General features: G+C 65.4%; 20 protein-coding genes and 1 tRNA gene. 7 read left to right on the top strand and 14 right to left on the bottom strand.

Translation table 11 applies throughout. The annotated features are described in order from the left end of the window. Window positions 1-98 precede the first annotated feature (98 nt). The 3 genes from AC0L2J_RS10915 to AC0L2J_RS10905 all read right to left on the bottom strand — a co-directional run bounded on the left by AC0L2J_RS10915 (window position 99) and on the right by AC0L2J_RS10905 (window position 5910). The gene (locus tag AC0L2J_RS10915; protein ID WP_473389331.1) at window positions 99-3404 is read right to left on the bottom strand and encodes a carboxyl transferase domain-containing protein; all 3306 of its coding nucleotides are present in this window, start codon (window positions 3402-3404) and stop codon (window positions 99-101) included. A gap of 127 nt (window positions 3405-3531) precedes the next feature. Continuing rightward, window positions 3532-4215 (bottom strand): aspartate/glutamate racemase family protein, encoded by a 684-nt coding sequence (locus AC0L2J_RS10910; RefSeq protein WP_473389327.1) that lies wholly within the window; start codon window positions 4213-4215, stop codon window positions 3532-3534. A 12-nt stretch (window positions 4216-4227) separates the two neighbouring features. Further along, entirely contained in the window at window positions 4228-5910 is a 1683-nt protein-coding gene (locus AC0L2J_RS10905; protein ID WP_473389322.1) for a methyl-accepting chemotaxis protein, read from the bottom strand. A gap of 298 nt (window positions 5911-6208) precedes the next feature. Between AC0L2J_RS10905 and AC0L2J_RS10900 the strand changes: the two genes are divergently transcribed. Both AC0L2J_RS10900 and AC0L2J_RS10895 read left to right on the top strand, forming a co-directional pair. After that, window positions 6209-6709, top strand: a complete 501-nt coding sequence (locus AC0L2J_RS10900; RefSeq protein ID WP_473389318.1) for a hypothetical protein — start codon at window positions 6209-6211, stop codon at window positions 6707-6709. Window positions 6710-6721: 12 nt separating this feature from the next. Further along, window positions 6722-7195 carry a hypothetical protein gene (locus AC0L2J_RS10895; protein WP_473389313.1) on the top strand — a complete coding sequence of 158 codons (474 nt, stop codon included), beginning with the start codon at window positions 6722-6724 and terminating at the stop codon, window positions 7193-7195. Window positions 7196-7198: 3 nt separating this feature from the next. On the opposite strand, the gene AC0L2J_RS10890 is transcribed toward AC0L2J_RS10895, so the two are convergent. Next, the gene (locus tag AC0L2J_RS10890; RefSeq protein ID WP_473389309.1) at window positions 7199-7798 is read right to left on the bottom strand and encodes a TetR/AcrR family transcriptional regulator; all 600 of its coding nucleotides are present in this window, start codon (window positions 7796-7798) and stop codon (window positions 7199-7201) included. Between the two features lie 110 nt (window positions 7799-7908). Between AC0L2J_RS10890 and AC0L2J_RS10885 the strand changes: the two genes are divergently transcribed. Beyond that, on the top strand, window positions 7909-8286 hold the full coding sequence (locus AC0L2J_RS10885) for a tautomerase family protein (protein ID WP_473389305.1): 378 nt from the start codon (window positions 7909-7911) through the stop codon (window positions 8284-8286). Window positions 8287-8296: 10 nt separating this feature from the next. On the opposite strand, the gene AC0L2J_RS10880 is transcribed toward AC0L2J_RS10885, so the two are convergent. Both AC0L2J_RS10880 and AC0L2J_RS10875 read right to left on the bottom strand, forming a co-directional pair. Then, window positions 8297-9232: a CobW family GTP-binding protein gene (locus AC0L2J_RS10880; RefSeq protein WP_473389300.1), complete on the bottom strand. Its 936-nt coding sequence runs from the start codon at window positions 9230-9232 to the stop codon at window positions 8297-8299. A 3-nt stretch (window positions 9233-9235) separates the two neighbouring features. Further along, complete coding sequence (locus AC0L2J_RS10875) at window positions 9236-10726, bottom strand: amidohydrolase family protein (RefSeq protein WP_473389296.1); 1491 nt, start codon at window positions 10724-10726, stop codon at window positions 9236-9238. A gap of 962 nt (window positions 10727-11688) precedes the next feature. Here AC0L2J_RS10875 and AC0L2J_RS10870 point away from each other — a divergent pair. Continuing rightward, the gene (locus tag AC0L2J_RS10870; RefSeq protein WP_473389291.1) at window positions 11689-12714 is read left to right on the top strand and encodes an alpha/beta hydrolase; all 1026 of its coding nucleotides are present in this window, start codon (window positions 11689-11691) and stop codon (window positions 12712-12714) included. A 17-nt stretch (window positions 12715-12731) separates the two neighbouring features. On the opposite strand, the gene AC0L2J_RS10865 is transcribed toward AC0L2J_RS10870, so the two are convergent. The 4 genes from AC0L2J_RS10865 to AC0L2J_RS10850 form a co-directional block, all read right to left on the bottom strand. Then, a complete protein-coding gene (locus tag AC0L2J_RS10865; RefSeq protein ID WP_473389286.1) occupies window positions 12732-13859 on the bottom strand; it encodes a DEAD/DEAH box helicase in 1128 nt (375 codons plus the stop codon). Next, on the bottom strand, window positions 13772-14548 hold the full coding sequence (locus AC0L2J_RS10860) for a nuclease-related domain-containing protein (protein WP_473389282.1): 777 nt from the start codon (window positions 14546-14548) through the stop codon (window positions 13772-13774). The genes AC0L2J_RS10865 and AC0L2J_RS10860 overlap by 88 nt, the downstream gene beginning before the upstream one ends. Before the next feature lie 121 nt (window positions 14549-14669). Continuing rightward, window positions 14670-14744 (bottom strand) — tRNA-Glu (locus tag AC0L2J_RS10855). 231 nt (window positions 14745-14975) lie between these two features. Further along, window positions 14976-15320 carry a hypothetical protein gene (locus tag AC0L2J_RS10850; RefSeq protein ID WP_007614622.1) on the bottom strand — a complete coding sequence of 115 codons (345 nt, stop codon included), beginning with the start codon at window positions 15318-15320 and terminating at the stop codon, window positions 14976-14978. Here AC0L2J_RS10850 and AC0L2J_RS10845 point away from each other — a divergent pair. The 3 genes from AC0L2J_RS10845 (at window position 15319) to AC0L2J_RS10835 (ending at window position 17974) form a co-directional block, all read left to right on the top strand. Then, complete coding sequence (locus tag AC0L2J_RS10845; RefSeq protein WP_473389276.1) at window positions 15319-16326, top strand: RluA family pseudouridine synthase; 1008 nt, start codon at window positions 15319-15321, stop codon at window positions 16324-16326. The two genes, AC0L2J_RS10850 and AC0L2J_RS10845, sit on opposite strands and share 2 nt — an antisense overlap. Window positions 16327-16543: 217 nt before the next feature. Continuing rightward, window positions 16544-17443: an RNA polymerase sigma factor RpoH gene (rpoH, locus tag AC0L2J_RS10840; RefSeq protein WP_007596598.1), complete on the top strand. Its 900-nt coding sequence runs from the start codon at window positions 16544-16546 to the stop codon at window positions 17441-17443. 189 nt (window positions 17444-17632) lie between these two features. After that, complete coding sequence (locus AC0L2J_RS10835) at window positions 17633-17974, top strand: hypothetical protein (RefSeq protein WP_007614624.1); 342 nt, start codon at window positions 17633-17635, stop codon at window positions 17972-17974. 183 nt (window positions 17975-18157) lie between these two features. Here the strand turns inward: AC0L2J_RS10835 and AC0L2J_RS10830 are convergent, their stop codons facing one another. From AC0L2J_RS10830 to AC0L2J_RS10815, 4 genes are all read right to left on the bottom strand, one after another. Beyond that, a complete protein-coding gene (locus AC0L2J_RS10830; protein ID WP_473389272.1) occupies window positions 18158-18784 on the bottom strand; it encodes a peptidoglycan recognition protein family protein in 627 nt (208 codons plus the stop codon). Window positions 18785-18818: 34 nt separating this feature from the next. Then, window positions 18819-20030, bottom strand: a complete 1212-nt coding sequence (locus AC0L2J_RS10825) for a GGDEF domain-containing protein (protein WP_473389267.1) — start codon at window positions 20028-20030, stop codon at window positions 18819-18821. Between the two features lie 579 nt (window positions 20031-20609). Further along, window positions 20610-21221 (bottom strand): LysE family translocator, encoded by a 612-nt coding sequence (locus AC0L2J_RS10820; RefSeq protein WP_473389265.1) that lies wholly within the window; start codon window positions 21219-21221, stop codon window positions 20610-20612. A gap of 55 nt (window positions 21222-21276) precedes the next feature. Next, the gene (locus AC0L2J_RS10815; RefSeq protein WP_007614637.1) at window positions 21277-21651 is read right to left on the bottom strand and encodes a response regulator; all 375 of its coding nucleotides are present in this window, start codon (window positions 21649-21651) and stop codon (window positions 21277-21279) included. Window positions 21652-21755 lie beyond the last annotated feature (104 nt).

The following is a 21755-nucleotide window of genomic DNA, read 5'->3' as shown; positions in this document are numbered from 1 at the left end:
CCACCCTGTATTATTGTGCAAAGTCTGGCACCGCAGGCGGGGATGTCAATCGGGAACCGGAAACGCGGCGAAGCGCAATCAGAATTGCTGCAGCGCCCTCACCACGTATCGATGCACGGCCGCTTCTTCCCGGTCCGCGCCGGCGGCTTCGGCACCGAGCGCAGGCCTGCCATGATCCACCGCCGCGTCTCGGCGGGATCGATGACGTTGTCGATCTCGAACACGGAGGCGATCGAGACCGCCTTGCCGTTGGCATAGAGCTCGGCGACCTTGTTGCGATAATAAGTCTCGCGCTCGACGGGGTCGGCGATCGCCTCCATTTCCTTGCGGAAGCCGAGCCGGACGTAACCCTCCAGACCCATGCCGCCGAACTCGCCGGTCGGCCAGGCCGCGGTGAAGAACGAGGCGTGGAAGCCGCCGCCGATCATCGACTGCGCCCCGAGCCCATAGCCCTTGCGCAGGACGATGCCGAACAGCGGCACTGTCAGGCTCGCGCCTGTCACGAACATCCGCGAGACGTGGCGCACGATCGCGGTCTTCTCGGCTTCCGGGCCGACCATGAAGCCGGGCGTGTCGCACAACGAGACGATCGGCAGATCGAAGGCGTCGCAGAGCTGGAGGAAGCGCGCGGCCTTGTCGCCGGCATCGGCGTCGATCGCACCGCCGAGATGGCGTGGATTGTTGGCGATCAGGCCGAACGGTTTGCCCTCGATGCGGATCAGCGCGGTGATCATGCCGACACCGTAGTCGCGGCGCAGCTCCAGCACGGACTCCTTGTCCGCGACGAGATCGATCACGCTGCGGATGTCATAGACCCGCAGGCGGTTCTCGGGGATCGCGCGGCGCAGCAGGCGCTGGTCGGCGGCCTGCCACTCCGTCACCGCGCCCTGGAAATAGGACAGATATTTTTGCGCAACACGCGTCGCCTCCTCCTCGTCCTCGACGAGGATATCGATGACACCGTTCGGCGACTGGAACGTAACAGGACCGACCTCGGCCGGATGATAGACGCCGAGCCCGCCGCCCTCGATCATCGCGGGGCCACCCATGCCGATCGAGGCGTTTTTGGTCGCGATGATGACATCGCAGCAGCCGAGCATCGCGGCATTGCCGGCGAAGCAATAGCCGGAGACCACGCCGATGACCGGCACCAGACCCGAGAGCCTCGCGAACTGCACGAAGGACGGACCATCGAGCCCGGTCATGCCGAGCCGGTCGGTATCGCCGGGCCGGCCGCCGCCGCCTTCGGCATAGAACACCAGCGGCACGCGCCAGTCTTCCGCGAGCGTCAGCATGCGGTCGATCTTCTTGTGATTCATGTGGCCCTGCGTGCCCGCGAGCACGGTGTAGTCATAGGCCACGACGATGCAGCGCCCGCCTTCGGGACCGAACTTCCCGGCGTTGACGGTCGCGACGCCCATGACGAGGCCGTCGGCCGGCGTGTTCTTGACGAGATCGTCGAGCTTGCGCCGGCGCCGCTGCGCCGCGATCGCAAGGCTGCCATACTCCATGAACGAGCCGTCGTCGACGAGCTGCGCGACATTTTCGCGCGCGGTGCGCTGGTTGGTGTTGCGACGGCGCTCGACCGAGGCAGGGCGATTTTCATCGAGCGTGTTGGCCTGGCGCGCAATCAGTTCGGCGAGATCGGGACGGATGTGGTCGAGATCGATGTCGGTTTCCGTTGCCGACGCGTCAGCCGCGACATCGAGCGGCTCCAGATACATGATCGGCTCGCCATGCATCAGCGTGACGCCGTCGCCGGCCACGAGCTTCATGACGCGGCCGCCCTGCTCGGCCATGACGAGATGCTCCATTTTCATGGACTCGATCACGGCGAGCTGCTGGCCCGGGCGCACGACCTCGCCTTCCTTCACCTGGATGGTGACGATGGTTCCCTGCAAGGGTGCTGCGACCATCACGGCGCCTTCAGGAACTACCTGCGCGACGTGTGCGTCGGTGTCTTGGCCACCGCTTCGCTCGCTCGCGGCAAAATACAGCGGCTTTGCAGCGCCATCAGCGGCCTCCACGAGCTTCGCGATATTGCGATCGATGAAGTCTGTCGCGATGCGGTTGGCCCTGAAGTCGGGATGCGCCAGCACGGCCTGGAGGAAGGCGATGTTGGTGATGACGCCGTCGATCCGAAACTCGCGCAAGGCACGCGAAGCCTTGGCAACGACCTCGTGCCAGGCTTCACCGGGCGTATGCACGATGACCTTTGCCAGCAGCGAGTCGAAGGCGGCGCTGGTCTTGTAGCCGGCATACCCAAAACTGTCGACGCGGACGCCGGGACCTGACGGCGGCTCGAACACGGCAAGTACGCCGCCGGTCGGGTGCGTCGCCCCCAGCTCGTCCAGCGTCTCCATGTTGACGCGCAACTGCATGGCGTAGCCGCGCGGTTTCGGGATCGAAGCTTGCGCCAGGCCGAGCGAGGCAAGCGAGGCACCGCCAGCGACCGCGAGTTGGGCGCGGACGAGATCGAGGCCGAGCACCTCTTCCGTCACGGTGTGCTCGACCTGCAGCCGCGGGTTGGCCTCGATGAAGGCAAAACTGTCGTCGGCAGTGCCGTCAACCAGGAACTCGAACGTGCCGAGATTGTCGTAAGACGCGGCCGCGGCGAGTTGCTTCGCCGCTTCGATGATCCGGCCACGCAAGCCGTCGCTGAGCGACGGGCTCGGCGCCACCTCGACCAGCTTCTGGTGCCGGCGCTGAATCGTGCATTCGCGTTCCCAAAGATGAGAGATCGCGCCATGGCGGTCGCCGATGATCTGCACCTCGATATGGCGCGCCCGCCGGATCAGCCGTTCGGCATAGACGCCGTGGAAGCCGAACGCGGCCTTAGCCTCGGACTGGCAGCGCGTGTAGGCCTCCGCGAGATCGGCAGCGCGCTCGACCAAGCGCATGCCGCGGCCGCCGCCGCCGGCCATCGCCTTGATCACGATCGCCGCGTTGCTGCCGAGCGAGGTGAAGAACGCCGTGATGTCCTCCAGCGAGGACGGCCCGCTGGTGCCGGCGATGATCGGCACGCCGCAGCGCTTTGCCAGCTGACGTGCCGCCACCTTGTCGCCGAACAGTTCGAGCGCCGCCGGCTTCGGCCCGACAAAGGCGATGCCTGCATCGGCGCAGGCCTTCGCAAACGCAGCGTTCTCGCTGAGGAAGCCGTAGCCGGGATGCATGGCGTCGCAGCCTGCGCTCTTCGCCGCCTTCACCACGGCCTCGATGTCGAGATAGGCCCGCGCGCCGCGGCCGGCAATTTCGAGCGCCTCGTCGGCAACCCGCACATGCAGCGACAGCGCATCGTCCGCGGGATGGATCGCGACCGTCGCGATCCCCGCGTCCGCCGCCGCACGCGCGATGCGGATGGCGATCTCGCCGCGATTGGCGATCAGGAGCTTCTTGAACGACATGCAGCGTCTCCATGCCCGCGTGCCCAAGCGCGGATCGGCAGGTCCGATGGTTCTGCTTCGTCACTTTAACCGAGGCCGTCAAGGGCAAGAACGCTAGTGGCGACGACCGTTCCCGCGGGCCGGAATTTCAGTCGGGCGCGCGCGCCGTGAGGAGGCGAATAATCCGCGCCACGGCAGACGGGATCGGCGCGATCACCGGCACGGTGAACATCGGCTGAAGCTCGCGCGCGACGTCGCCCAGCGGCCCGCCACCGATGATGACCGCCTCCGCGCCATCCTGCGCGATGCAGGCCTCGACCGCGCCGGCGAGTGCGGCGCGCAGCCGCGCCGGATCGCGCATCAGCTCCTGCGGATCGCCCTCCGCGAAGCGGACGCCGGTGTAATACGATCGCAGCCCCAGTGCGTCAGGCAAGGCGTTGATCTTCGCCTCCAGCAGCGGCGTCGTGGTCGCCACGCCGAAGCGGCGGCCGTTCTCGGCGGCTGCCAACATCGAGGACTCGCCGATGCCGACCGCGGGCAGTTTTAGCGCGGCCTTTATCCCGGTCAATCCGGGATCGCCGAACGCCGCGACGATGATACCGTTGCATGCATGCCGGTTCGACTCCGTGATCTCCAAGACTTCGGTGGAAGCTGCATCCAGCGCATCCGGCGTCACGATCATTTGCGGCGCGCGCGTTGCGGTCGCGCCGTCGATGTCGAAGCCGTCGACGGCGGCCGACTTCGCGATGGCGACCATCATCGCTGTGGTCGCCACGGAACTGTTCGGATTGATCAGGAGAATGCGCGCGCGCCGATCGGAAGTTTGGCCCATCCCCCTGCTATACTAGGCGGCCCGCACCCCGGCAACGAAAGCACTGACTTCGTTTTCCAACGATTGCAGCTTCTGCGACAGCCGGCCGCTCGATTGCAGCACGAGGCCGGCAGCCTGGCCGGTCTCAGCCGTGGCATCAGTGACACCCGAGATGTTCTGCGAAACCTGGTCGGTGCCGGAGGCGGCCTCCCTCACGCTGTGGGCGATGGCCGCGGTCGCGGCGCCCTGCTCCTCGACGGCTGCGGCGATCGACGAGGAGATCTCGTTGACCTCCATGATGGTCTTGCGAATGCTGTCGATGTTGCCGACCACCTGGTTGGTCTCGGCCTGGATCGCGGTGATCTGCGCGCCGATCTCGTCGGTCGCCTTCGCGGTCTGGCTTGCCAGCGACTTCACTTCGCTTGCCACCACCGCAAAGCCCTTGCCGGCCTCGCCGGCGCGCGCCGCCTCGATGGTGGCGTTGAGCGCGAGCAGATTGGTCTGCGAGGCGATCTGGTTGATGAGGTCGATGACCTCGCCGATCTTGTGCGCGGCGGCGGCAAGTCCCTGCACGGTGTCGTTGGTGCGTTGACCGTCGGCGGCGGCCTTGTCGGCCACGCTTGCAGCCTGCGCGACGCGCTGGCTGATCTCGGTGATCGAGGACGACAGCTGCGCGGCGGCGGAGGCCACCGTCTGCACGTTGCTCGAAGCCTGCTGGCAGGCGGTGGCGACGAAGCTCGCACGGTCGGTCGCCTTGTCGGCGGTCGCGGACATACCCTGCGCGGCCTGCTGCATCGCGCGCGCCTCGTTGAAGACGTCGCGGACGACGGCTTGAACGTTCGCCTCGAACTTGCCGGCGAGATCGGTCATCGTCTTGCGCTTCTCCTCGTCGGCCTTCTGCTTCGTCTCCTGCTGTTCGGCGTGCATCCGGCCGACCTCCACAGCATTGTCCTTGAACACGGCGAGCGCCTTGGCGAGCCCGCCGATCTCGTCGCGACGGTCGGTATGGGGCACGTCGAACGCGCTGTCGCCGGAGGCGAGGCGCTCGGTGAGCGCGGTGATCTTCGCCAGCGGCCGGGTCACGCTGCGGCCGATCACGAAGGAAGCGCCGAGCACGAGCACGAACACGACCAGGCACACCAGGGCGAAGGTCATCGCATTCTGGCGGAAAACGGCATCGACGTCGTCGAGATAGATACCGGTGCCGATGATCCAGCCCCAGGGCGCAAAGCCCTTCACATAGGAGATTTTCCCGACCGGCTGGTCGAAGCCGGGCTTCGGCCAGAGGTAGCTGTAGAAGCCCGCGCCCTGCTTCTTGACGACGTCGACGAAGCCGACGAACAGCGCGTTGCCGGACGGATCCTTCATCCCGGCGAGATCCTTGCCATCGAGCTCGGGCTTGATCGGGTGCATGACCATCTTGGGGGTCATGTCGTTCAGCCAGAAATACTCGACCTTGTCGTAACGCAGGCTCTTGATCTCCGCGATCGCGCCGGCCTGGGCCTGCTCGCGCGGGAGTTTTCCCTCGCTCTCGAGCTTCTGGTAGTGCGCCAGGATGCCGTAGCCGACGTCGACCATGTGCTGCGTCTTTGCCTCACGGTCCGCGATCATCTGCGTGCGCAGGGTCGAAAGCGCGATCGGCGCCAGCGCGATCATGCCGAGGAGGCTGATGCCGACAATCAGGACCAGCTTGAAACTGATGCGGGAGAAAAACATTGGAGCTCGCAAGAATTGGAAGGGCTGATATGCCAGTTTATCCCGCGCCCCTTAGCAAAGCTTTAAGCATTCGGGTTCCCCCAAAAACTCCGCAGACCTCCGTAGGATCCTACCGGCGTGCCGCGCACGGCCTCGCAGGTTCACGACGCCGGCTGCATCCGAGATGCGAACTCTTCAAAACTAGAAGACCTCGACATCGCCCCTCCGGGCGTTGACTTGCAGGGGGCTCTCACCGAACGATCGACGCAGATCATCAGCGCCGGCCGGGGCATCGGCGCAGCCAGAGGCCGGAGGCTCAATGCATCAATCGACATCGACAGGATCCCTCGACCTTCCGTCGCTGAGCGCGGCGGAGCGGCTCTTCATTTGGGGATTTCGGGCCAAGGCACGCAGCGGAAGCGCAGTTCCGACCGCGGCCGACATCCAGCAAGTGTACGAACAGTTTCGCGTGGGCGATGCCGTGCCGTCGCTGGAATCCATCATCGAGATCTTTGCTTGCACGGCGCATACGGCCATCGCGGTGCACTGCCCGACCTGCCCGCGCATGTCCGACAGCGAGCACGGCATGTTGCGGGCGATCGCCGCCGCGCAGAAAGAGCGCGACGATATCGCGCGCGAACAGTTCGAATGCTGGCTGCCACCGGTCGGCGCCGATTGGGCCCTCGCACCTGTGCGGGGGCTTGCAACGATCTTCCGCATGGCCGGTCTCATCCTGCCCGACCGACACGTTCCGTCTTTCGACCATGACCGAACGATGGCGATAAAGAGCTGGCTGGTCGGAAGCCCGACGTTGCACTGACCGGGATCGCGCATGATGCAGGATAATTGCGGCTCTGTGTCTGTCACGGAAGCCGGCCAGGCGCGGCTCTGTCCGCTTCAGGCCGCGCTTGCGACGCGGCCTAACGTCGAGAGCTACGATGATTTTGGCCGCGTCACGCTCTCGCTGTTCCGGTTCATCGCTGCCGCCTATGCGACCGGCGCGTCCGATTGCTGGGAGGCGGCCTATCGCTTTGCCGACGAGGCGCCTGGCATCGCCGACAGCCCGCTGCTGGTCGCACGCGTTGCCGCGCTGGTCAGAATCCTGCGCAGCGGCCGGCCCTGCCAATTGTGCTTCATGCCGCCGTCGTGCCGGCGCCTGTCGAAGGACGAGGCGGAATTGATGCGGCTGCTGGCGGTGGCGCGCGGCAGCCAGGCGGGTGAGCTCGAATCCGCCGTCTGCCAGTTCGTCGGCAACGAGAACGAGACCGTGACGACGCGGGCGGTCAACGCGCTCGCGGTCTGCTGACACCTAGCCGCCCTTCTTGCCGAGCACGAGATCGATGGTGTGGGCGGCGATCATGCGCAGCTGGGGCTCGTCGCCGAAGGCACGTTCGAGCACCGCGAGCCCGCGCGTCACCGTGATGATGTGCAGCGCTGCGGACGCGGGGCTGCCGTTGAATTCACCGCGCGCCGCACCCGCCGACAACGTCTCCTGAACCAGAACGGTAATGCGCGAGATGAGGTTCGCGAAGGCTTGCCGCGCCTCCTCGTCCAGCCCCTCGCCTTCGGCCGCGCCGAGCTCCATCAAGCCGCGCGTCGTCGGACATCCGCGCGGCGGTGTGCCGGAGCGGAAGTTTGTGATGGTCAGATCGAAGAACGCGGTGAGGCGTTTTCGCAAGCTGCCCGCAGCGAGCGCTTTTTGCAGCGCAAGAAGATAGTCGCCCGCGTAGCGCTCATAGGCCTGGAGGAACAGCGCCTCCTTGCTGCCGAAAGCATTGTAGAGGCTGCCGCGCTGGACACCGGCATCCCGCGCGATGTCGGACAGCGAGGTGCCGCGCACGCCCTTGCGCCAGAACTGGTCGAACGCGATCCGCAGGACGTCGTCGTGGTCGAACTCGCGCGGCCTCAAGGTTTGCTCCTGCCGGGAATATTTGACACGCCGTCAAAAATGTGGTTTCTTGACGCTGCGTCAAGAACAAACTGGTGCCGATGCGCCCTCTCGTCAATGAGGAATTCGCGATGCCTCTCCTCCACATCTCGATGCGCGCCGGAAAGCCGGAAGCGTACCGGAGGGCCATCCTCGACGGCCTCTACCGTGCCATGCGCGAAGCGCTGAACGTCCCTGACGGCGACGAGTTCATGACCATCAGCGAGCTCTCGCCTGCGAACTTCCGCTGCGGCAACGCCTATGGCGTCGAGCGCAGCGACGACGCCGTGCTGATCCAGATCACCGTGTTCGCCTCGCGCACCCCTGAGCAGAAGAAGGCCCTGTACCGGCGGATCGCCGACCTGCTCGGCGAAAACCCGGGCATCCGCCCCGAGGACGTGTTCGTGAACGTGCTCGACGCGCCCGCGGAGAACTGGTCCGTCGGCCACGGCCTCGCGCAATTCGCTTGAGGCAGCAGCTTCACCGATCCACAACGCACGTCTCCATGATCCCATCGAGCTCGGCCTTCGAGAGCACCCCGAGCTCGGCGATGAAGACGATCCGCGCACGCGGCAGGCCCGGCGGCCGCGCATCGCCATCTGCGGGGGCCAGCGTGGCGCGGCCGGCGGCGAATTGAAACGCCATCCGGCGCCCGGGCTGCTCGACGGTCTCGAACAGGCCTTTTGCCCGCGCGAGTTTTGGCGCAAGCCGTCCGATCGCCTGCTGCAGGCGCGGCAGCGAGAGCGGGTGGTCGGAGGTCCAGCTCAGCGTTTCGAAGCGTTGCTCCGCCGGCCGTTTAGGTCCGGGCTCGCGTAGCGCGGGGGCGCGATCGACGGTTGCGGGAAACAGCAGCGCGGACGGAATCTCGCCGTGCTGCGCATCGACCACCACGGCAGGAACGCGCTGCGCGCGGATGGCCTCGCGCATCCGGGAGCCCGCGCCCTCGTCCGCCAGATCCAGCTTGCTCAGAGCCACGATGTCGGCGACGCGCAATTGCGAACGGTGCAGCGCATCGTCCAGGGCAGCCGGCGGTGTCGCCGCGTCCATCACGCAGAGCACGGTTTCCAGCGGCGCCTCGCGCAGGATCACGGGATCCATCAGGTTACGGACGATCTCGGCGGGATCGGCGACGCCGCTGGTCTCGATGACGATGTACTCCGGCTTGGGATTTCGCCGCAGCAGCGTCGCAAGCGTGCGCAAGAGGTCGCCTTCGAGCGAGCAGCAGATGCAGCCGTTGGCGAGGCTGACCACGCCGTCGATCACGCCCGCGATCAGCTCGGCATCGATGTTGATCGCGCCGAAATCGTTGACCACAGCGGCGATCCGCCGCCCCTCCGCATGCGCCAGCAGATGGTTGACGACAGTGGTCTTGCCGGCCCCCAGAAAGCCCGTCACCAGGAGAATGGGGACCGGCATGTCTCAGCCCCCAACGACGGGGCGGCGCACGGGACGGCCAGGCCGCGCCGCCACGTCCAGCACACCATCTGTGATCAGCGGTTGGCCGCTGACCACGAGATGCCGCACGCCTTCGGAGGGGCGGTTCATCGCAGTGAAGGTCGCGCGGTCCGAGAGCTTCTCGTAGTCGAACACGACGATGTCGGCATCGGCATCCTTCGCGAGCCTGCCCTTGGCGCGCATCGCGGGCGTGCTCTGCGACAGGATCTCCGCCGGGATCAGCGCGCATTTGCGCACGCCTTCGAGCAGCGACACGGTCTTGCGCTCGCGCACCCATTCGCGGATGAACTTCGTGAAGCAGCCCGCCGAGCGCGGATGCGAGGTGGCGTCATCCGGCAGCGGCCAGGCATCGCCGGTGTAGGTCTTGCCGTCCGACGTCGTCCACGGCATCGCGTCGGAGGCGATCGCGCCGCCGGGATAGAGCACCGACATGTCGAGGAGGTCGCGATGATGCGCATTGTTCTCGGTGTCGAGGATGTGCCACAGCACCAGCGAGGACGGCTCTTCCGCCTGCGCCTTCAAGAGCTCCTCGCGATCGCTGAAGCGATGGCCGTCGGTCACCCGCTGCACGGAATCGTAACCGGTGCCGTTGCGCTCGACGAATTCCGGGTCGCTGAAGAAGGCCGCCGCCAGCACGGTCGAGCCGGTGCCGTAGGGATAGGCCTCGACCGTGATCGGCAGGCCCTGCGCCTGCGCCTTCGCGATCAGCACGCGGCAGCGCCCGACGTCGGTCTTGCTCGACGAGTTGAAATGGCAGATGTGCATGTGCGCGCCGGTGGCGCCGGCATAGCCGATCAGGCGGATATAGGCCTCCGCCGCGCTCTCGGGGTCGACCCGCGACATGTAGGCGACATGGGTGAAGGTCGGCACGTCCTGCGCGGCCGCGAGCTGGCAGACCGCGGTCAGCTCCTGCACCCCGGCGCCCGGCGCATAGGCGTTCAAGATGCCGATGCCGATGCCGCCCTCGTTCAGCCCGCGCGAAAGGCGCTCCAGAATGCCGGCGACCTCCGCATCGCTCGCCACGTTGTCCATCCAGCGGCGATCGCGCATGGCGTTGCCGAACGCCTCCAGCGAGCTCTCCGCATTGGAGCCCGTCATCGCGCCAATACGCGCGAAAGCCCAGTTGGTGGCCGCGCCGTAGTTCAGCACGCGTCCCTTCCGCGCCTGGCGCTCATACCAGGACCCGACCGGCAGCACGCCGGCTTCGAGATCGAGCGTCGTCGTGACGCCGTCGAAGGCCTGCATGCGATCGGCGGGGAGCGATTGGCCGTGCGCATGAAGGTCGATGAAGCCGGGCGCAACCACGAGCCCGGTGGCGTCGATCACCCGCTCGGCGCCGCCGAGCGAGGCGCCGACTGCGGCGACCTTGCCGTCCACCACCGCCACATCACCAACCGCGTCCATTCCGCTGGCGGGATCCACCACCCTGCCGCCAGAGATCACCAAGCCGCTCATATCGTCACTCCCTCACGCTGAATTCGCATCAAGGCAGATTCCGCGAGGGACGACCACCTCCACCGATGCCGACGCATCATGCTCGCAAGCAAGGCTCGCAAGGAAGGCTCGAAAGAGAGGTCAATTCACATGCGGGTCGCGGACACGCGCTCGCAGTCTCGCGGCAGGTTTGCCCGAGTTATGCTTCTCGCTTCACCCCTCCGAAAGGAAAGGGCGCAGGGAAGACCGGGCGCCGGCTGGCACCCATAAAAACCCCCATGCGAACTGATTGCACACGCAATGCACAGGGGAGCCACAGGGCAGCCGAGACCAGGCCTTCCCTGCGCGATGGTTTGACGGCCTATGCCGCGCTCTCCCCGGAGACGAGTTCCTGCTTGCCTCCGTCACCTCCGCGAAATGCACGGCACCGCGCCGGTTGACGCGCTGACGCCTTCGCAAAGGCTTGACCGTAGCAACGACGGCCAGGACCACACGGTTTCGCCGTACGCGAGCTTCCTGCTTCGCCCAAGGCTTCGCAGGACATGCCTGCTTCGCCAGAGGCTTCGCGAGGTTTGAGCGCCGTCCGTCGATGCGGTTCGTGCCATGCTCACGAGGTTCATCTCGCCCTGCACGTTACTCACCCGCCTTTAACACCGCCCGCGTCCACCGCAACTCCCAACCCGCGTTCGTGACGACGTACGACCGCCCCTTTGTGGGCTGGGATGGGCAACACATGCGATATTTCCGAATTTCGGTAAAGTGGAATATTTTTGTGGGAGGGGATTGACAGGGGATTGGGTGTTTCGCTTTTCCTCAGGGAGCTTCACGCCTGAGCGAGACGGCACTCAGGCTCGGCGATTCTTCGGGCCGGCGGATGCCGTGTGAGTGCGTCCAGGACGCTCCTTCGCCGTCTTCTCGCCCCCATTGTCATTCACGGAGCTAGCGGGGCGGCGTACGGTGGGCAAAGTTCCCAAAGGTTCCATGTGATCAGCCGACCTCTCTTGCAACGCGACTCCGGTCATTCTGTTTCGCGCCGCGCGCTCCTCGGCGGATTTGTGTCGGCAGGGAGCGCCCTCGCGCTCGGCGGATGCGCCGGCCTGGGAGCGACCGGTGCGCGCTTTGACGCCTCGTCGCTCTCCGTTGACCCCACATTGCTCGTCGTCACTACGCGCAAGCCCGTGAACGGCGGCCGCACCAAACCCTGGTTCGGGCCGGAGCGCGCAACCAGCATGACGGTCGCGCGGGCGAAGCTGGTGGTGCCGGACGAGAGCCGTATTTCTCTGGCCTCGGTTGGACTTGGAGATTGGCGCCTGGACCGGCTCGAACCGGTGTCGGCCGATGCGGGCGATCTCGCTGCGCAGGCTGGCGGAGGAGACGTGCTGATCTACGTGCACGGCTTCAAGCAGACATTCGAGACCGCCGTACTTGATGCCGCCCATCTGTCCGACGGGATCAAATTCCGCGGCCGGACCATGGCGTTCTCCTGGCCTTCCAAGGCAGGACTGTTCGACTATGCCTATGACCGCGACAGCGCGATGTGGTCGCGCGACGATTTCGAACGCGTGCTCTCTGCGCTGGTGTCGGCGCCAGGCGGCGGCCGCGTGCACATCGTTGCGCACAGCATGGGAACCATGCTGACGCTCGAAAGCCTGCGCCAGCTCTATGCGCGCTACGGCGACACGGTCACGAGCAAGATCGGCACCGTCGTGTTTGCCGCGCCCGACATCGACATGGACGTGTTCACGTCGGCGATCCAGCGCATCGGCCCGCTGGCCGGCAAGATCACCGTGATTGCCGCGACCAACGATCGCGCTCTGGCGCTGTCGGGACAGATCGCAGGTGGAATGACCAGGGTCGGCGCCGCCGAGAAAGCCGTCATCGCGCGGCTCGGCGTGCGCGTGGTCGATGCATCAGCGGAAGGCTGGGGCATTATCAACCACGACCTGTTCCTCTCGAACGCGGAAGTGCAGCGGGTGATCCGCCGCTCGATCGACGGCACGACGGCTTGAGAGAGCGCTTCCTCAGTCTACGCGATCAAACGCTGCACCAGCGCCGACTCGCTCGAGTACGTCAGGAGTGCCTCGTGGGTCGCCCGGGTCACCCCTACATAGGTCAGTCGGACACATTCCTCGACGGTCTCGCCGTGGCGGCCGAGCAAGCCCAGGCCGGCAATGGCGACGCAGGGAAATTCCAGCCCTTTTGCGCTGTGCATGCTCAAGAACCGCACGGCCACCCGCTTGACCGAAACTCTGTTGCGATTGTCCTTGGCGATATCGATCGGCACGTCATGCCTGGCGAGGATCTGCGCGACCCGCCCGCCGATCCAGTGCTCCGGGTAGAGACACGCCATCTGCGACCACTCGTACCCGGCCTTTTTCCGGTCGAGCAACCACTCGGCGACGCAGTGAGCTTCCGCGTCCACGCTCACGCATCGCCGCACCGCCGGCTCCAGTCCTTGCCGGCCCGCATCTTCAGGCAGCAGGATGGCGTGCTCATCGTCGGCTGTGATGCCGGGAGCGCCGATGACGTCTGCAGCGAAGCGTCTCGCGAAGGCAACGATTTGCGCAGTGTTGCGGTAGTTGACTTTCAACACGGTCGTTCTGCCCTTGGCCTCGATCCCGAGCTGACTCCACACCGGGCGTTCACGTCCCTTGTAGATGGCCTGGATGTCGTCGTAGACGACCATCAACGCCTTAGTGCGCGGGTTCACCATCTTGGCCGCAAGCGCGAGCCATTGCGGCTCGAAGTCGTGTGCCTCGTCGATCAGGACGGCGTCGTACTGCTCCGCCGGGATATGGCCTTGATCCACGGCCTTCACCACCTCTGCAACGCTCGCAGCCAGTCGCTCTGCGTGGTCCGGATGGTCTCGCTCGGATGGTGCGGAAATCCCATAAGTCCGCAGCATGCGGTAGCACCATGAATGAAAGGTGAGAACCTGAACGCGGTTCTCCACGCCTCTGCTCTGCATGGCATCCTCAAGTCGCCCGGCGATGCCATTGGCGTAACACAGGATGAGCACCGGCTTTGCCGCCGCACGTGCCAGATACTCGGCTCGAAACGCGAGGATCAGAGTCTTGCCCGATCCGGCGACTCCGCGAATAATTCGATGCCCCTCTCCCAGGCTGCGGGCGAACTGCTCCTGATGCATGTCCATGACCGCAAGCGTCCGGTCCGAAGGATCGCCCTCGGTCGGCTCGTCCAAAGGCAGCGCAATCTGGCGTATGCGTATTTCCGGAAAGAGCAGCGCACGCAGCCTGTCGAACTGCGGCATGGATAGGGGCTCGCCGAGACGCGGATGAACCATGTGCCACACTCTGGACGGAATTCTTCGGGATGCGTCCCCTCCGTCATTTCGTCCTTGAACAGACATAGATGCTCCGCCAGCACCTCCTTCAGATTGGTCTGCTCGAACTGCTTGCGCGTGATGTTGGTAAAAACGGCCCCGAAGCCGAACGGAACAATGGACCGGCCCATCAAGCGATGACCCGCCGGAAACAGCAATTGTCCATCGCGCTCCAGCGTGCGCACGACCTCGAACGTATATTTACGAGCCTGTTCGAGCGGATTGCTCTCCCGCACAACGCCGCGACTTGTCAGCAGCTCGACCTTTGTCTTGTCCGCCGAAACAATCGTCTCCAGGCGCCAGTCCTTCACCTCGAGTACGAGCAGGCCATTCGCGGGATGAACGACGATAAAATCCGGATGCCGGTTGCGAGGGCCGACAGGGAGGTCGTGCCAGACGACGGCGTTGTCTTCGAGGAAGTCCTTGAGGCGTTCCGCGAGTCTTAGCTCTCCACGGCTGTCGAAGCGCGCGAAGCCCAGACTGGGGATCAGGATTGCCATGTTACAACCGCGAGGGCCATTGCGGACCACCTCGTCAGGCTACGCGTGTAGCAGGGTGGTCTCTCTCCAGGCTCCCATGGTCGCCTAGGGTGTGCAGTTTTTCAATGGCTTAGGATGTGTCTGGCGCTCCCTAGGGGAATCGAACCCCTGTTTCAGCCTTGAGAGGGCCGCGTCCTAACCGCTAGACGAAGGGAGCGTGAGGGAGAGGACATAGCCTCGAATTTTGCCGGCGGCAAGCGGGGATCGGGGGGTTTCAGACGCGCAATCGGCGTCGTCCTGGCGAATGCCAGGACCCATTACCCCGAATGAGCGTGGTCAAGGCAAATCGGAACGACGATCTCGTTCACGCAACCGGGTTCGGTGGTTATGGGTCCTGGCGTTCGCCAGGACGACGGCTGAGGCGAGTGCCGCGCCCCAGCCCCCCGCGTTACGGCTCATTGGCGAATTTCAGCTTTCCGGCCGGCCGCAGGGTATGGGCGTCGAAGGTGCGGATCTCGGTGACGCCGCCGACATCGAGCGTGATCACGAGCCGGTCGCCGGCCACACCGCTCGAGACGATTTTGGCGCCCTTGGGCAGGGTGGCGGTGACGTCGCCGACAGGCTCGGGCGCCCTTCCCTCGGACTTGAAAAGGCGGTAGCCCACCGCGATCAGCACGGCGCAGATTGCCAGCGCCGTGGTCAACCCCGCGATCAGCATCATCCGCCGCACCCGCGCGAACAGCGCGGCCTGCTCGGGGCTCGGGTCGGGAACAGCGGTATCAGACGTCGTCATGGAAAATTCTGGCTCTGCGCAAAGGTTGGAGGTGGTCGTCGAGGGCTCCGAGGGCTCGACCCGGCTCGACCGCGTGCTGGCTGTGCATCTTGCCGAGCTGTCGCGATCGAGGCTGAAAGCCCTGATTCTGGCGGGCGCGGTGAGCCTCAGGGGCGCCGCGATCCGGGACCCCGCTTATCACGTCGCCTCCGGCGATACGATCACAATCGACGTGCCGGAAGCGGCCCCGCCGGAGCCGAAAGGCGAGGATATCGCCCTCGACATCGTGTTCGAGGACGACGACATCGTCGTCCTCAACAAGCCAAAGGGGCTGGTGGTGCATCCCGCGGCGGGCCACGAGACCGGCACGCTGGTGAACGCGCTGATCGCCCATTGCGGCTCATCGCTGTCGGGCATCGGCGGGGTGCGCCGGCCCGGCATCGTGCACCGGCTGGACAAGGACACCACCGGGTTGATGGTGGTCGCCAAGAACGACCTCGCGCATGCCTCGCTCACCGCGCAATTCGCCGATCACGGCCGCACCGGGCCGATGCGGCGCGGCTACATGGCCTTCGCATGGGGGCTGCCGGGCCGCCACCGCGGCACCGTGGACGCGCCGATCGACCGCCACCCGCATGCGCGCGAGAAGATGGCGGTGCGCCAGGGCGGCCGCGAGGCGGTGACGCATTGGGAGCTGCTGGAGAGTTTTGCCGGGCGTGACGGCAAGCCGATCGCGACGCTGCTCGCCTGCGAGCTCGAGACCGGGCGCACCCACCAGATCCGCGTCCACCTCGCCCATATCGGCCACCCCCTGATGGGCGACGCCGTCTACGGCCCGCATTTCAAGACCAAGGCGAACCAGCTGGCGCCTGAGTCGCAGGCCGCCCTCGCCGCGCTGGGGCGGCAGGCCCTGCACGCCTACCTGCTGGTATTGGAGCACCCGAGGAACGGAGAATTACTTCACTGGGAGACGCCTCTGCCGGAGGATTTGCTTCTCCTTCAGGGGGCCCTGAAAGCGGCGCAATGACGCAGGCCGCTTCAGAAATGCTTTACATTACAAAAAGTTATAGCTGCCACACGGGGACGTGACGTCAGCAATCCTTCCCTTTTTGCCTCCCGATGGAGTATATTGCGCTTGCGTTGAAGACCAACGCGGAACATCGCAGCACCGATCGGCTTTAACCAAGCGGTCGTCTGCCTGGCCCGCCGCTATCGGGGGCCTGAACCTGTTTGGAGGGCGCACTATGGCCCGTACAGCTACCCTGCCGGTCCTTAATGGCGAATCCGGCCTTTCCCGTTACCTCGGCGAGATCCGCAAGTTTCCGATGCTGGAACCCCAGCAGGAATACATGCTCGCCAAGCGTTGGCGCGAGCACGATGATCGTGACGCGGCGCACCAACTCGTCACCAGCCATCTCCGTCTCGTGGCCAAGATCGCCATGGGCTATCGCGGCTACGGCCTGCCGATCTCCGAGGTCGTCTCGGAAGGCAATGTCGGCCTGATGCAGGCAGTGAAGCGGTTCGAGCCCGAGAAGGGCTTCCGTCTCGCCACCTACGCGATGTGGTGGATCAAGGCGTCGATTCAAGAGTACATCCTGCGTTCGTGGTCGCTCGTGAAGATGGGCACCACCGCGAACCAGAAGAAGCTGTTCTTCAACCTGCGCAAGGCGAAGAGCAAGATTTCCGCGCTGGACGAAGGCGATCTCCGCCCCGACCAGGTGGCCATCATTGCCAAGCGTCTCGGCGTCACGGCCCAGGACGTGGTCGACATGAACCGCCGCCTCGGTGGCGACGCGTCGCTCAACGCTCCGATCCGCGACGACGGCGAAGCCGGCGAATGGCAGGATTGGCTGGTCGACAATTCGCCCAACCAGGAAGCCATGCTGGCCGAGCACGAGGAGTATGATCACCGCCGTGACGCCCTGAACGGCGCCATGGGCGTGCTCAACCCGCGCGAACGCCGCATCTTCGAGGCGCGCCGCCTCGCCGATGAGCCGATGACGCTGGAAGACCTTGCCGCCGAGTTCGGCGTGTCGCGCGAGCGCGTCCGCCAGATCGAGGTCCGCGCCTTCGAGAAGGTGCAGTCCGCGGTCAAGGGCACGATCGCAAAGGCCGAACAGGCCGCGCTGGAAGCCGCGCTCTAAGCGCGAGGTTTTTGGCGCCAGAGATTGGCGGATCGACGAGAGACGGAAAGCCGGCGGCAACGCCGGCTTTTTTTTGCGTGTGAGGCGCAGCATGTTCGCGGGGACGCGGACCAGGCATCTTGAACCGGCGCTGCCGGTCGACCGACCAAAAGCATCGGGCAGACAGCATCAAGAGAACGGACACGCACCGTGTCGATCATCCTGCAATCCACCGTCGGCGGCTTCTCCGCCCAGTTCATGCGCAAGCTGCCGCTGGTGGAGCAGGCGATGCGCGAGCACGGACTCGAGCCGTCGGAGTTCGTGATCTCGAAGGACTACGCCTCGACCGCGAGCATCCCGCTCATGGGCCCGTTCTTCTTCAATTACAGCGTCTATTTCGGCGACGAGACATTCACCGTCACCGAGCCGAACGACATGGTGTTCCTGGACTACTTCTTCAAACGCGTGCTGGCGGCGGACGGCCCGCCGGAGATGCCGCGGCGGCCGGGCTTGATCCGGCGGCTGTTCGGCTGGATGTCGGAGCCGGTGTGACTGATCTTCCCCTCGCCCCTTGCGGGAGAGGGTGGATCGCCGCGTAGCGGCGAGACGGGTGAGGGGTTGCCTCCGCGAGCACGCCTCTCTCATCGTCATTCGCGGAGACAACCCCTCATCCGGCGCTTCGCGCCACCTTCTCCCGCAAGGGGAGAAGGGAAAAGACTACCGCCGGCGCGCCCTCTACTCCCCCCAAACCCGCGCCAGCGTCGCGAGCCAGCAGCCTTCGCAATAACGGGCGTCCTTATAGTCGATCCAGTTGTGCGCATAGACGTGGTCGAGCGGGATGCCGTAGCGCGCGCGCAGGATCTGGACGAGGATCTTCCACGCCGCGACCTGCGCCGCGGTCGGGCCCGTGGTGACGTCGGGATAGTTGCCGGCGAACTCGACGCCGATCGAATTGTCGCGCACCACCTGGCGATAGGTCGGCTTGTTGTCGATGTACTTGTTGTCGTTGCGATTGGCGCCGTCGCCATGGGTCGGCACCAGGTGTTCCGCGACCGCCCAATAGACGGTGCCGTCGGTCTCGACCCACAATGTGACGCCGCGACGCGTGGGATTCTTCGCTTGCTCTTGCGCGCCGCCGCGCGCCGAGCCTGCCGGTCCCTCGGTCTGGTGCACGATGATGTTGCGCCAGGGTTTTGCGTTGGCGACATCGCCCCATGGCGCCAGCCACACCATCTTCAGGCCGGGAATGTCGGGCGTGCCGGAGGCGCGCGCGAGCTTTGCGAGCTCGGCATCGGTCGCAGCGGCGGGTGCGATCAGAATGAGAGCGGCGAGAACGGCCGCGAGCAGGCGAGAGATCATCATGGAGGTCCAGTGCGGACCTGACGTTAGCACGCCCTTACGCGAATTTGCGCAAGGCCTCGCCTGGACCGATCGGGTCAGGCATGAGCGGCGGCGCCGGATCGTGGACGGCAAAGTCGTTCTTGCCGTTCTTTTTGGCCGCATAGAGGGCGTGGTCGGCATGCGCGATCAGCCGGTCCGGAAACTGGCCGACGCCGCGGTCCCACTGCGCCACCCCGATCGAGATCGCGATCGGAATGTCGATGCCGGTGCAGGTGACGGCATCCTGGCGGCAGACCTCGAGCACGCGGCGGGCGATCGCAGCCGCCTCGCGCAAGGTCGACGACGGCAGCACGACGCAGAATTCGTCGCCACCGGTGCGGGCGAGCATGTCGCCGGGCCTCAAGCGCGTCTGCGCCATCAAAGTGAAGTGCTGGAGGCAGGCATCGCCCGCGGCATGGCCATGGGTGTCGTTAATGGTCTTGAAGCCGTCGAGATCAATCACCAGCAGCGAGAACGGTTCGTTGCTGCGCTCCGAGCGGGCGCATTCTTCACCCAGCCGCTGCAACAGGTGCCGCCGGTTGGCGACACCGGTGAGATCGTCGAGCAGTGCGAGGTCGGCAACCTCGTTGCGCAGGCGGTCCATCGCCATCAGGAGGAAGCCGAAATTGAGCGTCATCGACAGGAACAGGAGGCCCAGCACCATGACCGCATGAGACTGCCCCCCGGCGACCGACGAGAAATCGCCGCCGAGCAGATTGCCGATCGCACGGGCCGCGAAGATCGCGATGATGGTGATGATCACGATGCCGGAGAGCCGGGCTCCCGGGCTGGCGCGGCCTTCCGGCGGCGACAGCAGCAACCGCAACGACAGCGCCAGCGGCAGCGCCTGGCCGAGCGAGTAGCTGAGCATGCGCAGCTGCATGTGATCGTATGCGACCATGAAGAACAATACGCCGCCGAGGCTGAGAATTCCCGTCGCGGCCATGACGCGCCAGGACACCGGCTGGCCGTAGAAACGCTGAATGCCCATGGCGGCAAGGCAGCTCGCGGCAATGATGCCGACGGCTCCGAGCAGAAGCGGGACAGGCGAAACGACGAAAAGGCGGATCAAGGCCGCCATCGTGCCGGTCGCGCCGACGAAGCACGATGCCATCCAGAACCGCGCGGCCGCGAATTTCGGATAGGAGCGCGTCACGTAGGCCCAGATCAGGCCGAGCGCCAGGAAGTTGACGACGAACACGGTCCAGAGTGTCGGCACGTTCAGCATGGCGCGCGCCACAAGCGCAGCGTCGCGCCCTCCGTCCCTGCCAGCTGTCCGTCCATGACCCGTCCCCGTTTTCTTGCGGGGACAATGCGACCGACGCGCTTAACGGAGTCTCACTGCGATCCGCGAAAACATGCCTTTGGTTTTGGATTCATGAACGGCGAGCGCATTGTCGGATCGTTAGGCATGCCGGCGAAGCGGATTCGCGAACCAAAATCACCCGAAAATGCATCTGAGCTGTGGATAACGCGATGACACGGATGTGACAGCGCGGGGCAGAAGCGCGCGAATCTGCTGAGTTCGTCGTCGAGGATGTTGCGAGGCTGGCCCTCCGCCGAGCATCCCTCGTGTCGCGTTTCACCATTAACCCTGAAGAGGATCCTATGGCTAAGAAAGCGAAGAAGGCGAAGAAGGCGACGAAGAAGAAGGCCAAGAAGGCAGCGAAGAAGAAGTAACGAGGCTTCTTATTCTTTGCCCGGGTGGAGTTCGCTCCGCCCGGGCGTCGGGCAAGAGTTCTGAGTTTGAAGACGGCGGGCAAGGCCCGCTTTTTTATTGGCTCCCGCGTTTATTGGCTGGAGAAGCCTACCGCTCCGCGAACGCCAGCTTGGCGCCGAGCGCGGCGAAGCCGGCGGCAAAACTCCGGCGCAGCCAGGCCATGACGCGCGGGCGGGAGATGACGCGCTCGCGCACCGAGGCTGCGCAGAGCCCGTAGACCACGAACACCGCAAACGTCATCGCCATGAAGGCGCCGCTCAATTCCAGCATCCGCGCCAGCACATGGGTTTCGTCCGCGGCGATGAACTGCGGCAGGAAGGCCAGGAAGAAGATCGACAGTTTTGGATTGAGGATGTTGATCAGGAAGCCGGTCACGATCACCCGGCCCACCGAACGCTCGCGGATCTCGCCGTCCACCGCCAGCGCCCCGGTCTCGCGCAGGGCCTGCCAGGACATGTAGAGCAGATAGGCGACGCCGCACCATTTCAGTGCGGCGAAGGCGAGCGCGCTGGTGTGGAGCACCGCGGCGAGCCCCAGCATCGCGGCCGTCATGTGTGGCACGATTCCAAGGGTGCAGCCGAAGGCGGCCGCGATGCTCGCGCGCGAGCCGCGGGTCAGTGCGGCGGCCAGCGTGTAGAGCACGCCGGTGCCGGGCGAGGCGACGACGATCAGCGAGGTGAGCAGGAAGGACAAGGTCATGGACCGACCTTATCACCGCGCCCCGGACCGCGAAAGCGGCCCCGCGGGATCGCCTTCAGGACAGTTGCGCGATCTCGGCCTCGCGGAGCACGTCGAGCGGGGCCCAGGGTTTGGCCCAGAATTTCGCGCCGTCAGGCAGGGCCTGCATCAAGGGGCGGCCGGAGGTGACGATGATGTCGAGCCTGGGGTTGCGGTCCTTGGCGACGTGGGCGAGCTCGACGCCGTTCATGCGGCCCGCAAGCTGGACGTCGGTCATCATCAGGCAGAGCGCGCCGGCCCTCTTCTCCAATACAAGCTCGGCCGCCTCGGCGCTCTCGCACTGAATGACGTCGTAGCCGCTTTCTTCGAGAAGAAGACTGAGCATCTCCCTCTGCATGAGGTCGTCTTCCACGATCAGTGCGGTGGCCCGAAATGGCTGTGCTTGTCCCATCGGCGGCTCCCAATGCTGCCTGTCTTCATCAAGTAACGTAGGTTAAGGTGGGAACAGCGATGCGGTTCGGTTCCAATATGAAAAAATGTAAATCATAGTTCCGT

This window comes from Bradyrhizobium sp. MV1.5, from assembly GCF_055807615.1.
Note: the sequence above shows the minus strand (reverse complement) of the source record. Positions and strands in the feature narration are given on the sequence as shown.

Coding starts and splice junctions, on each gene's coding strand:
- AC0L2J_RS10915 (WP_473389331.1), bottom strand. CDS start 3,404: ATGTCGTTCAAGAAGCTCCTGATCGCCAATCGCGGCGAGATCGCCATC.
- AC0L2J_RS10910 (WP_473389327.1), bottom strand. CDS start 4,215: ATGGGCCAAACTTCCGATCGGCGCGCGCGCATTCTCCTGATCAATCCG.
- AC0L2J_RS10905 (WP_473389322.1), bottom strand. CDS start 5,910: ATGTTTTTCTCCCGCATCAGTTTCAAGCTGGTCCTGATTGTCGGCATC.
- AC0L2J_RS10900 (WP_473389318.1), top strand. CDS start 6,209: ATGCATCAATCGACATCGACAGGATCCCTCGACCTTCCGTCGCTGAGC.
- AC0L2J_RS10895 (WP_473389313.1), top strand. CDS start 6,722: ATGATGCAGGATAATTGCGGCTCTGTGTCTGTCACGGAAGCCGGCCAG.
- AC0L2J_RS10885 (WP_473389305.1), top strand. CDS start 7,909: ATGCCTCTCCTCCACATCTCGATGCGCGCCGGAAAGCCGGAAGCGTAC.
- AC0L2J_RS10880 (WP_473389300.1), bottom strand. CDS start 9,232: ATGCCGGTCCCCATTCTCCTGGTGACGGGCTTTCTGGGGGCCGGCAAG.
- AC0L2J_RS10875 (WP_473389296.1), bottom strand. CDS start 10,726: ATGAGCGGCTTGGTGATCTCTGGCGGCAGGGTGGTGGATCCCGCCAGC.
- AC0L2J_RS10865 (WP_473389286.1), bottom strand. CDS start 13,859: ATGGACATGCATCAGGAGCAGTTCGCCCGCAGCCTGGGAGAGGGGCAT.
- AC0L2J_RS10860 (WP_473389282.1), bottom strand. CDS start 14,548: ATGGCAATCCTGATCCCCAGTCTGGGCTTCGCGCGCTTCGACAGCCGT.
- AC0L2J_RS10845 (WP_473389276.1), top strand. CDS start 15,319: ATGGAAAATTCTGGCTCTGCGCAAAGGTTGGAGGTGGTCGTCGAGGGC.
- AC0L2J_RS10850 (WP_007614622.1), bottom strand. CDS start 15,320: ATGACGACGTCTGATACCGCTGTTCCCGACCCGAGCCCCGAGCAGGCC.
- rpoH (WP_007596598.1), top strand. CDS start 16,544: ATGGCCCGTACAGCTACCCTGCCGGTCCTTAATGGCGAATCCGGCCTT.
- AC0L2J_RS10830 (WP_473389272.1), bottom strand. CDS start 18,784: ATGATGATCTCTCGCCTGCTCGCGGCCGTTCTCGCCGCTCTCATTCTG.
- AC0L2J_RS10825 (WP_473389267.1), bottom strand. CDS start 20,030: ATGCTGAACGTGCCGACACTCTGGACCGTGTTCGTCGTCAACTTCCTG.
- AC0L2J_RS10820 (WP_473389265.1), bottom strand. CDS start 21,221: ATGACCTTGTCCTTCCTGCTCACCTCGCTGATCGTCGTCGCCTCGCCC.
- AC0L2J_RS10815 (WP_007614637.1), bottom strand. CDS start 21,651: ATGGGACAAGCACAGCCATTTCGGGCCACCGCACTGATCGTGGAAGAC.